The organism is Chitinophaga varians, from assembly GCF_014529945.1.
GTDB classification, from domain to species: Bacteria; Bacteroidota; Bacteroidia; order Chitinophagales; family Chitinophagaceae; genus Chitinophaga; species Chitinophaga varians.
In genome coordinates, this window is record NZ_JACVFB010000006.1 from 324,232 (window position 1) to 337,220 (window position 12,989).

The 12,989-nt window shown below is 48.7% G+C and carries 10 protein-coding genes; 5 read left to right on the top strand and 5 right to left on the bottom strand.

What is annotated here, in order from left to right; all coding sequences use genetic code 11:
• Positions 1-47 precede the first annotated feature (47 nt).
• From ICL55_RS27735 to ICL55_RS27755, 5 genes are all read right to left on the bottom strand, one after another.
• Positions 48-686, bottom strand: coding sequence for an SDR family oxidoreductase (locus tag ICL55_RS27735; protein ID WP_188103760.1), 639 nt, complete (start codon positions 684-686; stop codon positions 48-50).
• A gap of 72 nt (positions 687-758) precedes the next feature.
• Positions 759-1,682, bottom strand: coding sequence for an alpha/beta hydrolase (locus ICL55_RS27740; RefSeq protein ID WP_188103762.1), 924 nt, complete (start codon positions 1,680-1,682; stop codon positions 759-761).
• A 10-nt stretch (positions 1,683-1,692) separates the two neighbouring features.
• Positions 1,693-2,610 carry an alpha/beta hydrolase gene (locus ICL55_RS27745; protein ID WP_223151624.1) on the bottom strand — a complete coding sequence of 306 codons (918 nt, stop codon included), beginning with the start codon at positions 2,608-2,610 and terminating at the stop codon, positions 1,693-1,695.
• Positions 2,611-2,820: 210 nt separating this feature from the next.
• Positions 2,821-3,687, bottom strand: a complete 867-nt coding sequence (locus tag ICL55_RS27750) for a helix-turn-helix domain-containing protein (protein WP_188103764.1) — start codon at positions 3,685-3,687, stop codon at positions 2,821-2,823.
• A gap of 229 nt (positions 3,688-3,916) precedes the next feature.
• Positions 3,917-4,750, bottom strand: coding sequence for a M57 family metalloprotease (locus ICL55_RS27755; protein WP_223151625.1), 834 nt, complete (start codon positions 4,748-4,750; stop codon positions 3,917-3,919).
• An 885-nt stretch (positions 4,751-5,635) separates the two neighbouring features.
• On the opposite strand from ICL55_RS27755, the gene ICL55_RS27760 reads away from it, so the two are divergent.
• From ICL55_RS27760 to ICL55_RS27780, 5 genes are all read left to right on the top strand, one after another.
• Entirely contained in the window at positions 5,636-7,186 is a 1,551-nt protein-coding gene (locus ICL55_RS27760; protein WP_188103766.1) for an autotransporter outer membrane beta-barrel domain-containing protein, read from the top strand.
• A 39-nt stretch (positions 7,187-7,225) separates the two neighbouring features.
• Entirely contained in the window at positions 7,226-8,503 is a 1,278-nt protein-coding gene (locus ICL55_RS27765) for a hypothetical protein (RefSeq protein WP_188103768.1), read from the top strand.
• Positions 8,503-10,107, top strand: coding sequence for a T9SS type A sorting domain-containing protein (locus tag ICL55_RS27770; protein ID WP_188103770.1), 1,605 nt, complete (start codon positions 8,503-8,505; stop codon positions 10,105-10,107). Before ICL55_RS27765 ends, ICL55_RS27770 begins: the two co-directional genes overlap by 1 nt.
• 459 nt (positions 10,108-10,566) lie before the next feature.
• The gene (locus ICL55_RS27775) at positions 10,567-11,040 is read left to right on the top strand and encodes a hypothetical protein (protein WP_188103772.1); all 474 of its coding nucleotides are present in this window, start codon (positions 10,567-10,569) and stop codon (positions 11,038-11,040) included.
• Between the two features lie 47 nt (positions 11,041-11,087).
• The gene (locus ICL55_RS27780; RefSeq protein ID WP_188103774.1) at positions 11,088-12,968 is read left to right on the top strand and encodes a GMC family oxidoreductase; all 1,881 of its coding nucleotides are present in this window, start codon (positions 11,088-11,090) and stop codon (positions 12,966-12,968) included.
• Positions 12,969-12,989: the final 21 nt, after the last annotated feature.

Here is a 12,989-nt window from a genome sequence, read left to right on the forward strand (position 1 = left end):
TATTAAATTTAGTGCTTTAAATCGTTTCTGATAGTGATTATTTAAATTTAATAGAACGATGGTTTATCGCCGTATACACCTGGTTTGTTGACACCTACACTGGCCCTGACATCTTTCTCCGGATGTTTGATGATGTCCGTGATATAGGCTGCTACGGCTTTGCGGGCTACTTCTGTACCGGTGAAGGGCTCTCCCTTCCGGGTGGTTTCGTAGTCCGTTTCATTTTTGTCGGTCAGCCAGGAAGGTCTTACGAGGGTATAGTCCAGCGAAGAGGCTTCAATAGCATCAGCAGCCTGCCTGTATCGTACGAGGTCTTCCCCGATCATCTTTTCATTCCATGCGCCGAACTTACCCGGAATTTCATGGTAGATGCCCAGCGAGGTGATGAAGATGAGGCGTTTGACGCCATGGGCTTCCATCGCCTGTATGATAGCTTTGGCCAGCTTTTCCATCGGGCCGGCAAGATTGGCATATACGATATTCTGACCTTTGACGGCTTTGTCCAGGTCCTGATGCTTCAATACATCGCCTTCGATGACGGTGGCGGAAGCGGGTACATGCGGAATTTTCTTTTTGTTTCGGGCGAACAGCGTCAGCGCCACGTGGTCATCTTTTTCCAGTAGAGGGATGGCCTGTTGCGCGATAGCACCGCCCGCGCCTAATATCAGTACTTTAGTTTTTGCCATGACGATTGATCTTTAGGTGATTAAACAGGTCATTAACCTGACACCTGGTCAGGTTAATGACGAATAAGTGAACTAAATATTTTCTTTGAGGAAAGGAATTGCTTTTGCAAGCGCCTGAGACACTGCTTCCGGTTTATCATAGAGGTCGTAGTGGGAGACCCCTTTCACCACCAGTAATTCCTTTTTTTCTGATTTGGCCCTGTGGTGGATTTCGTAACCATCTCTGTAGGCGCCGAACCCGCCCGGTTTATCGCCAATGATCACCAAAATCGGTTGTGTCAGCAATACTTCGGCCAGGTGGAAAGCATCCCATCCGAGACCGGTGCTTAAGCGGGAAAACAGTACGCTGGTAGCGCCATTAGGCTTTTGTCCCCTGGGTGTTTTGTAGTAGTCGGTTGCTTCCAGCACATCGATGTCCTGAATACCGGCTTTTCTACCTTCTTCCACAGATGCGGGCAGCAGGTTGTTGACCATTGGCGTGCCGCCACGGGCTTCAGCCGTACGTTGTCTGGCCAGGGCTTCCAGGCTTTCCACCGGCGACGCGCCTGCAAAACCGTCCCTTAGTAACCGGCCGAAGTTGACACCGGTAACAGAGACCACAGCTTTGATACGTCTTTCGGTCATGGCGGCATTCAGTGAATATGCACCGCCGCCGCAAATACCGATAATGCCTATACGGTTTTCATCCACATAAGGAAGTGTGACGAGATAATCAACGGCGCAGCGGATATCTTCAACCCGTTCGTAGGGATCTTCGATAAATCGTGGTTCACCGCCGCTTTGTCCCTGAAAGGAGGCATCGATGACCAGCACCACAAACCCTTCTGCTGCGAGTGCTGTACCATATATGTTTCCGGAAGTTTGTTCCTTGCAGCTTCCGATTGGATGGACGCTGATGATGGCCGGATATTTTTTTGTTTCGTCGAAACCTTCGGGAACGAGCAGCAATGCTGCATTTTCCCATGCTCTGTTTTTGTATTTTATTGTCTGTGACATATACTATCTGTTAGAGATTTTTTTTAAAGAAAGGAGCCAATACGTTAACGGCTTCCGCTACATATTGAGGAACATCATACAGTGACATATGATTGGCGCCCTCCACGATATGAAAGTTTTTGTCTTTGCTGGCCACGCGGTTGAAGAGGTCGTCGCTCATCCATTTGCTGCCGGCCACGCTGCCTGCTACGATCTGCAGGGGCTGATTAAAAAACGCTTCGGCCTTGTTGTAGGCGTCATAGGAGATGATCTGGGTGAGGCTTCTGGCAGTAGCGAAGCCGGGGGCGGTGGGATACTGGCATCTGTCGGTATGATAGTATTCCCAGGCTTCCCGCAGTTCTGCGTTAGGGGCATCTTCCTCTTTCAGCGGGGCCAACGGCATGGTAGCTACGGCAGCGCCGCTGGCGTCGTTTGTTCTGGCGTTGGAGCCTGCAACCAGGTAGGGCAGTGCATCAGCATCTTTGACATTGTTATCCCAGCCATTGCGGAACATGGAACCTATGTTGACGGCGCTTACGGTGCCTACTGCTTTGATGCGGTGGTCGTTGATCGCGGCATTGGCAGTATAGCCGGCTCCGGCGCAGATACCCATGGCGCCGATTTTTTCCGGATCGATGTAAGGCAGTGTGGTAAGGTAATCGATCACAGCGCTGACATCTTCCGTTCTGATATAAGGGTTTTCCAGCTGACGTGGCTCTCCGGTACTCTCCCCCTGGTAGGAGGCATCGTAGGCGATGGTGACAAAACCCTGTTCCGCCAGTTTTTTAGCGTATAAACCGGCAGTCTGTTCTTTTACGCCCCCGCCGGGATGACTGACCACAATAGCGGGGTACTTTCTCTGCTGATCAAATCCTTCCGGAAAATTGATGATCGCAGACATCGTAATGTTGGTGTTGTTGCTATTAGGGAAATTTACTGTTTGTGACATAATGATAAGCTTTTAATTGTTGTTGATTTTGACAGTACAAAGTTAAAAGCAGTCATCCCCTGAAAATGTAGACGTATTACGTTAAAACGGAGACATTTTACTGTTTATGGCCGGTCTCTTCCATTCAATATCTTCTTTGGGACGTTATTACAAACAAAAAAGCAACCTGTTGGTTGCTTTGATGCTATGATGAAGCAGGCGTATTGACGCTTACTGATTGCGGAATACCCTGGGAGCGATGCCTGTTTTCCTGCGAAAGAAACGGGCGAAGTAGTTGGGGTAATCAAAGCCCAGACTATAGGATATTTCGCTGACTGATAAACTTGTGTTTTTCAGTTTGTCTTTTGCCAGTTGCAGCACGTAGTCATGGATATGATCAATAGGTGATTTGCCGGTAAAATGTTTGATGAGGTCTCCGAAATAATTGGGCGAGAGATTGGATCGCTGTGCGAAGAAGGCCACGGACGGTAATCCTGCCACGTGTTCATTTTGCGTGAAGAAGTCTTCCAGGTTTTTATAGAAATCGGCAATCACCTTGTGATATATTTTACTTCGGGTATCAAATTGCCTGTCATAAAAAATCCGGGTATAGGATAATATCAGGGTGATGTAGGAAGTGATCACTTCCCTGGAATAAAATTCTTTCTGAAATTCATCATGCGCTTTTTTGAAGATATCCCAGACGATGGTTTCTTCCTCTTTACTCAGGAAGAGGGCTTCATGATTGTTATAATGCATGAAGCTATAATCTTTGATGTGTTTGTTGAGGAATTTGGCGCTCACCAGGATAGTATAACCAGCATCGGGGGTTGTAATGTCCCAGTCGAGCGAATTATGGGGACAGTCCGCATACATATGCGACTTTGCCTGATCCTCCTGCAGGTTAGCGGGGGTAGTACGTTTGTCGAACGGTGGTTTGATGGCTATCAGATAGAAGTCGATGGTAACGGGGGCAGACTTTAGCCGGATATCCTGCTGATCTGCAAAATCGACGATATGGAGTTCTTCATTTTTAAACCCTTTGCTGATGTTTAAATAATTGCTGAACTCGCGTATGTTGAATATTCGTTTGGCCATAATATGCAAAGTTAAGGTCCGGAAGCGACGTGGTAAGGATACATATTCAAGGTAAATGGATACATTTTACTGATTTTTTCTCATTTGACGGTATACTTTCTTACATGACGGCTAAGGGCCGGCATAAGCCGGCCCTTAGATTTCAAAGAGAAACCTTAAGATATATTGTAACTGATGAAAATGCCGTGTATACATGACAGTTACCCTATCATGCCTGCTACCTGTTGGGTTATTGATACAGGTATCTCAATGCAATGATATCATTAGCATTGAAAGGACGGTTTACACCGTTGGGGATACATGCCAACATCCAGCTGTTGGGATCTCCGCCGGTAGGAGTGCCCGGGATGTTGATAGCGCCTACGCCGGCAGAACCTTCGTTACCGCCGGAGCCGCAGCTATAGGCACGGTTGAAATAGTCAGTGTGTCTGAAGCCGATAGTATGGCCGATTTCATGGGCAATAACGGTAGCCAGATAGTTCTGGTTCGGGTTGCTGCCCAGTGCGTTGGCATCGGAGTTCAGTTTGATTGGGCTTGGCGGGTTGCCGGTAGAGCAGTTAGGGAAACCAGCAGATTGTCCGAGGATGCCGGCGCCAAGGCTGGCATACTGGATCTGGATTTGTCCGCCACTGGATACGCGGGCAAATTTCAGCCGCAGGTTCAGTGCATTGTAACGGGCAATGGCGATATCGGTAGCGGTAGTATAACCGGCAGGCAGGCCACTGATAGAAACAGTGAGCGTACGTGGAATACCGGTGATCAGACAGCTGGTACGATATTGCTCATCGTTGGCAATACGTAATACAGGAGAATTGGGTTTGTAATTCAGTGATTCGTGGGTCAGGTAAATATCACCTTCTACTACGTAACCACCTTCCACAGAGCGAACATTATCGGTGTTGTATCCGAGGCTGGCAATCTGATTTTTTACGCCGTCGGAAACTTTTTGTTGTTCTTGCTGAACAAGATCCTGTGAGTTATCTCTTTTACAGGAATACACCACTCCGCAAAGAATGGCAACCATCAAGGAGAGGCCGGCGGCCTGTTTAATAGTGATTTTCATTTGTCAGGTTTTGAGGGTTTGGGTTTACATCAAGTCTGAAGCAGGTTGACAGATTTTGGTTGCTATCATTGAATTGGGCTATCGATTTTGGTCGCTACAGATATATGTATAAGGGCTCTCGTTAAAATGAAGTTAAATAGTGTCACTGCATTGTGTTTGCAAGCCGCTCCTTTTTTTGTTTTGCCGATAGCCAATCCTATCAATGATTGGCAGGAGTGTCAACTACCGTTAACAATTCGTTTAGTTATTCAAGTGTTAAGCATGGATGGTGCTGAATGTTGCTACAGGAGCAGGTTTGATGCGCTTTTTGAATGACGTAAAAAGTACTCTTTTCCGTTACTGACGGAGACTGTTATACGTTAAACCGGCAAATTGCTGCTTTCCCTATTTACTTTTTATAATTGACAAAAAGTTTTCGCAGGCAGTAAAAAACTATTTTAACTTTATTACAGGATCAGATACGCTAACAGGACATTTCCATGTTTACATGCTGGCAACATTATTATCAACAGGACCGAATACTTAAACTGCTTGAATGCATACGGATAGTTGGCGAGACATGCCAATTCATCGTTTATTCTTACTACCCCGGGAATACACATTAACAACAGCTTTTATTACTATTTATTATCAACATTGATACTATCGTCATGTGTCGGCAATGCCACAGGCGTGCTTCATGCGCCAGGTGAGCAATCAGCCCCATCGTTCTAATCAGTGCTAACAGGTTTTTATTTTCTTTTCGCCATGATTGCATCATGACAGCACCGCCTTATGGCGGTGCCTTGCCCTCCTACGTCATGGCAGTACGTTCTTCATTATTCTTTTATCATCGCGGGTCGTTTCTTTTTATCCTTTTACCATTTATTTCTAAAATGTGTGTTTATGAAGCGCTGGATCTTTACTTTGTTGATGTTTTTCACAGGCCTTTCAGCCGCATTTTCCCAACTCAAAGTTGGTTCTAACCCCAGTCAGATCAACAAGTCCTCCATTCTTGAACTGGAAAGTACCCGGCAGGGCCTTTTACTGCCGAGGATACCCGGCGCCAATCTTACTGCGGCGCCATTGAACACTGCTCCTGATGGTATGATCATTTATGTGACCGATTCTGCCAGTCTTTTTATCAGGAAGTACGGGCAGTGGCAGCGTATGTCTGCAGACAGTATCAGCACCTGGAACATTACCGGCAACGCTGGTATAGATTCTACCAAAAACTTCCTGGGTACTACCGATCAGCAGCCGGTGATCTTTAAAACAGGCAATACTGAAAGGATGCGCCTGACGGCCGGCGGCAGCATTACCATGAGCGCCGGCACGGTACCGGCAGGTACCAACCAGTTGCAGGTACTGATGATAGAACCGGCTACAGGACAGTTATTGCAACGTACCATATCAGCGGCAGCCTTCAGCAACGCTATCGCTTCGCTGAACGGATTAAGGGACACCGCACAGACATTTGCCGTAGACAGTGCCGTGGCTAAAGATTTTACCATTAGTTCCGCCAGTGGGGTGCACACCTTTAATATACCAACACAGACAGGCACCGGTGCTACCTCACGCGGGTTGTTATCTTATGGAGACTGGCTGCGGTTTGATTCCTCTGCCCGATTCCAGATATTACACACCTTATTTGCTGTTACACCCGATGCTAACGGAATCAGTGTCAGTAATGGAACACTAACGCTGCATGCAGCAGACGCCACTAATCCTGGTGGTGTTTCTACCGTAGATCAGACCTTCGGCGGCAACAAGACTTTCCAAAACAATCTGCATATCATACAAAATACCACTATCGACGGCAATCTGCTGCTGACGACCATCGGCAGCGCCGCCCCAACGGACAGCAACAATGTGTTGATCCGACGAACAGACGGCACCCTGGTGCAAAGACTACTGAATAGTAATGCCTTTAAAACACTGGCGACAGGCAAAAGCCCCGGCTCTGTCAATGATATCAACATCGACAGCAGTTCAGCTACGCAGACGGTGATCAATATTCCCGATGCATCTACTACCGTACGAGGCGTGGTGAATCTTCTCAGCGGGCAGACCTTCGCCGGTTACAAGGGCTTCAAAGACTCACTGGCGGTAGGTGTGGCGGAAGGCACCAAAGCCAACTCCAGTTTCCAGGTCAACGGCTCTATGTCTACCAACCTGACCAAAGTGACCAGCAGCTATGCCGTCACTGCGGGCGACAATACCATACTCGCTGACGCTACCGGTGGCGCGCTGACCATCACCCTTCCCAGCCCGGGCACTATTGCCGGCCGTATTTACACCATCAAAAAAATCGGCAGCGGCGGCATCGATAAAGAAGTGACCATCGCCACCAGTGGCGGTACTATCGATGGTTCCAGTAACTATATTATCTACAACGACTGGACGTTTGTGACGCTGCAGACAGATGGCACAGACTGGTACGTGATTAAGAAGTAGCGATCTATTCCTACTGCTTTCATCATTCAACTAGCTGTTATGGGAAGTACATTTCATGTGTGCCGTTTGATGATCTTCCTGCTGCTGCTTCCACTGTTTTCTATTGCGCAACAGTTAAAGCTGGGCAAGAACCCCGCCGTTATCAATAAATCATCTGTGCTTGAACTGGAAAGTCAGTCGCAGGGATTGTTGCTGACCCGGATACCGGATACCACGGTGGCGCCATTGACCACAGCGCCGGACGGTTCCATCCTCTTTTATCGGGGGGATAACAGTCTGCGTGTGCGCAGCAGCGGCGCCTGGAGAAAAGCGCTTTTTGCAGTAGACACTACCGATATCGCTAATTTTTTTCTTAAAGTACGCTCCCTTTTTAGCGCCGGTACTGGCATTGTATACAACAGTGCAACCGGTGTTATTTCGGTGTCAGGTTCTGCGGGAGGAGCGTGGTTGTTGGGCGGGAACGGCGTAACAGCTTTGCAGAACCTCGGCACCACTACTAATTTTGATCTGCCATTTATCACCAACAATACCGAGAAAATGCGCATCAGCAGCACAGGCAGTGTAGGCATCGGTTCCAGCGCCTTCAACGCCACCAATCCGGAACGCCTGTTGGTAGACGGTGGGACATCTACCTCTAACAGCGTCATACGCGGCCAGGGTAATGTCAACAGTAATGTGCAGATCAGCATACAGAACCTACATGGGGGCCAGAGCGCCAGAACGGATGTCATAGCCTATGCCAACAATGGCAATAGTTCCAACAATTTCATTGACATGGGCATCAACTCCGGTGGGTATAATAACGCTACGATCATTGGCAGCACCAATACCGCCTACTTATATGCTACCGGTAACAATTTTGTGATTGGCAACGCCAGCAACAACAAGAACCTGATATTTATTACCGGCGGTACCGCTACCACCAATGAAGCGATGCGGATAGACGGGACCGGGGATGTGGGAATTGCCAATACAGCGCCGGCAGCCAAACTGGATGTGGGTGGCAACTTCAAACTGGGCGCGGCTGGTACCGTGGTGAGTAGTATGATCAAATCGAATTTTTCATTGTCAGACAATACTACCAACATCACTAATACCACCAGCCTGACGAAGACGGCCACTGTTACCGGCGCCAATCTGAATGCATCAGTGATCGTGAATCCGCGGAGCGCGCTGCCACAGGGCCTGGCCATAGCCTACGCTTTTGTGAGTGCCGTGAACACCGTTACCATCAATATTATCAACAGCGGGGGAGGCGCCAGCGGTAACCAGAAGCTGGGCAGCGTCACCTTCGATGTCACCATTATCAATCCCTGATGCGTAACCGTATCATCCATATGGTTGTCTGGCTCGTGATAGGAACGAAAGTATGCGTTGCGCAAACGGGCGTATATGTGCCGCAGGGAGGCGATATCAGCGTGCATGCGCAGGATACCGTGGCCATCTTCAGCGATGTGAAAAATGATGGCCGTTTTGGTTCTTTGAAAGGAAGCGTGGTGAATTTCTACGGGAGTAAATGGGAAAACGCCAACGGGGCGGTTTTGCCGGATGAAAATGAATACAACAATACGCACCAGCTGCATATGGGCGGTATTTTCCGCTTCCTGCAGGTAAAAGGTATTAACAACGGAGCACAGCATATCTATGGGGGCTACAGCGCCAGCGCTGGTGCTGGCGCGAGCTTCCCTAACCTAAGTATTGGTAATGTAAATGATGTTTACCTGGATGATTTAAGCGACCTGAAAGTGCGCTATCACCTCAACTTTGAAACGGGACACTTGCTGCTGAACGGTTGGAACCTGGTGGTCGGGAATGGTTATCCCGGTGATATTACCGGTTATTCGGACCAGTCCTTTATCGTAACAGGTTCTCAACCGGGCGGCGGCTTTCTGTTCCGGGAACAGGTGGGTGCTGCAGACAGCACGGTGGTATTTCCCATGGGCACTACTACCGGCAGTTATTCGCCCATGGCATTGAGGAATAATAGCAGTGCGCCGAAAACCATACAGGCCAGGGTGTTCGACAGTGTTTACCGTTATGCCCTGTCAGGAAATATGGACGCATCCGGTTTCGTGCTGAAAACGTGGCACATCAAACAGGACTCCGGCTCGCTCAACAACGTAACCGTGGTGGTACAGCATCAGGTGGCAGATGAAGGCAGTAATTTTTCCCTGAATCGCGACAGTAGTTATATCACCCGCTATGGCAGCGGGTCCGGATGGGACACCGTAGCGCCTTCCGGCGTGAGGACCCCGGGCACATTGACCACCGGCCCCTTGCAACGCAATACTTACCTGAACGGCCGTACGTTCCGCGACGGTGGAGAAATTAACACGTTCCTGTCGGTAGCGACATTTAAGAATTTCACTTCCGACGTGGCCCTCTTTTTTGAAGCTTACCGGGAAACGATTCAATGGGTAGGTACCCACTGGCGCTCAACGAGGGAAGTGAACCTGGACCACTATGAATTACAACGGCGACGGGAGAACGAAGACAGTTTTTATACCGTGGCCAGTATTGCGCCACATAGCCTGAACGGTACCAGTAACGGCCCGCTGGACTACCATTACCGGGATGATGATTTGTATGACAACTGGACTTACTACCGGCTAAAAATATTCGGCCGTGACGGAAAAATATTTTATAGCGCCATTAAGCCGGTACCATGGCTGATCGAGGTTAATATATCACCCAATCCCAATGACGGTAATTTCCGGATAGAGCTGGTGGGCATACATCATCAGCTGCGCATGGTGATGCATGATGTGGCCGGCCGGGAAAGAGATAGCCGGATCATTACCAGCAACATTACGATGATATCAAAGGCAGATTTACCTGCCGGATTATATATCCTGACATTCTATGACATAGAAGACGCCAATCGCGAGGTGGTGACCAGTAAAGTGGAAATTATTCATTAATCAAATGAGTGTGCGGTCAGCGTAGCGCGGAGCCATCGTCTGATCAGTATTTTTTAAAAAAATAAAAAAAACAAAAAACCCGACTTCTTGTAAAACAGCAGTAAGCCCAAAAAAAGCCTGTGTAAAATCACAGGCTTTGCTGTTTTTATTTAGTTAGGGATGGAAACATTTTATATGGAATCAATTTTCTTGTTTTGAAAATTTATTCTATATTTAGAATATAACTATTCCAGACACGCAGCCATTCATCAGGACTCAATAGCGCAATTATCGATGAAGCCCTTTAATGTTTTCGTGGTGAAGCCCTCAAATACATAACCATCAAATGTCTACTAATATCTATAGGGGAGGAAGCCCCCACTGTTTGTATGACGGACAGACATGTCGTTACCTTGTCCATGTATTTTTCATTTGAATGTTCCTCTTCGCTTGCATATCTCACCCTCATAAATATCGCTTATGGACAAAACCACAGCAGGTCTGGATGCATTTCTGGCTATTTCCGTACCGCTCACCGGCTATTCAAAAATAGCCCTGGTAGCCACGGGAATGGCGCAGTCTTATCTGGACGCCGTTCACCGGGTTATCGGTACAGAGATGACCGATGAATACCTGACCCTTACAGCCCGTATTCTGCAGCAGACGGGCGGCAAAGAACCGGCGCTCGACCGGGAAATCAGGCAGCAGTTGCTGGCCAGCCTGAAATACGGGCCCCTCACCCGTAATATCATTCAAATGTGGTATTGGGGAGCATGGCTCCCGTTGCCTCCCGCCTGGATGGCGAAGTACGGCAAAGGCATTAAGGGAAATGAAAACCATTTTGTTTCCCCGGAAGCTTACCAGCAGGGGCTGATATGGAACGCCATGGGCAGTCACCCCGAAGGCTCCAAACAGCCGGGTTTTGCTTCCTGGAGCATTGCGCCGTTGTCATAATAACGGTCAGGTATAAACGGATACATCTCACTAAATCACCCACAACAATGGAAAACAAAGAATATGATGTAGTCATCGTAGGTTCCGGTATTGCCGGATCTATCGTTGCCAAAACGCTGACGCAGGCCGGTAAACAGGTATTGCTGCTGGAAGCCGGACTGGAAGCAGGAATGGCCTTCGATTCAGAAGGCGCTTATAAAAACTATCAGGATTATCTGCGGTCGTATTATATGGCACTGGCCAAGGTGCCCAATGCGCCGTATCCGGACATAAAAGACGCCGAATCACCCAATGTGCTGGACATGACGCAGATCAATGGTAAACCGGACACCAAAGGGTACTTTGTGCAGAATGGACCGTTGCCGTTTGCGAGCGACTATGCCCGCGCGGCCGGGGGCACTACCCTGCACTGGCTGGGCACCTGTCTGCGTATGCTGCCCAATGATTTTAAAATGCGCAGCAAATACGGTCAGGCCGTAGACTGGCCCATTGACTATGAATACCTGAAACCTTACTACGAAATGGCAGAACGGGAAATAGGCGTTTCCAGCGATGTGAGCGAACAGATTTATCCTAATATGGGAAATGACTTTTTTGGTAAGGATTATGTGTTTCCCATGTATAAAATTCCCCAGAGTTATATCGATAAATCGTTTATAGACGGCATAAAGGGGCTAAAAGTTTCTCTTAACGGAGACGTATATACGCCGGAGTGCACCAGTACGCCGCAGGGCAGAAACTCTACGCCGAACGAAAAGTATCGTTACGCCGCTACTGTGTGGAATAAGACCAGCCAGAAACTGGAGCTAAAGCCCTTCCCCAAAGAAAGCGATGTGTATGTGCCGGTAGGCGCCATCTGGGACCCATACTCCGGACAACGCTGCGAAGGCAATGCCAGCTGTGTGCCCATCTGCCCCGTGCAGGCGAAGTACAACGCTTTAAAAACACTGAAGAGCGCTAAAAAAGAACACCTGACACTACTCAGTCAGGCGGTGGCTACCCAAATTCATATCGATACCAGCAACGGCAATATCACCGGGGTGTCGTATAAACAATATCCACATCCTGACAGTAAAGACTATACGACCGGCACGGCCAAAGGCAAGATCTATGTGCTGGCAGCCAACGCCATTGAAAACGCCAAAATACTGCTGGCGTCAGGGGCCTGCAAAACCAGCGACCAGGTGGGGCGTAACCTCATGGACCATACGGTGCTGCTCACCTGGGGACTGATGAAAGACAAAGTATATCCTTTCAGAGGACCAGGCTCCACTACCAATATCCCCACCTTCCGGGACGGTGATTTCAGAAAGCATCATGCCGCCTGGATATCGCCTATTGACAACTGGGGCTGGGGCTGGCCTACCGGCTCACCGGACACAGACCTCGACCACGCCGTGTCTACGCTCAATTTGTATGGTAAAGACCTGCGGACCTACATCGGCGATTTACTGTCCAGACAACTATTACTGCATTTTGAATGTGAGCAGTTGCCGGAAAAGACCAACCGGGTGACCATCGATAACAAGTACCTGGACAATATCGGGAATTACCGGCCGATCATCAATTATAACGTGGCCGACTACTCGCTGAAAGCCTTCAAAGCCTCCAAAACAGTGTCTGACCAGATTTTTGCCGGCATGGGGGTACAGGACTATACAAACTACCCCGCTAACGAGCCTGACTATACGACTTATGATGGTCAGGGATACGTATTCCGCGGGGCCGGGCATGTGGTGGGCACACACTGCATGGGCACCACTGAAAAGAATTCTGTGGTGAACCGGGACCAACAGGCCTGGGACCATAAGAACCTTTATCTGGTAGGAGCGGGCAATATGGCGACGCTGGGCACTTCCAACCCCACGCTTACGTTGGCAGCGCTATCCTTCGCCGCCGCGGAAAACATTTTAAAGGCACTCAAATAATCATTCATCTTAATCCACCAT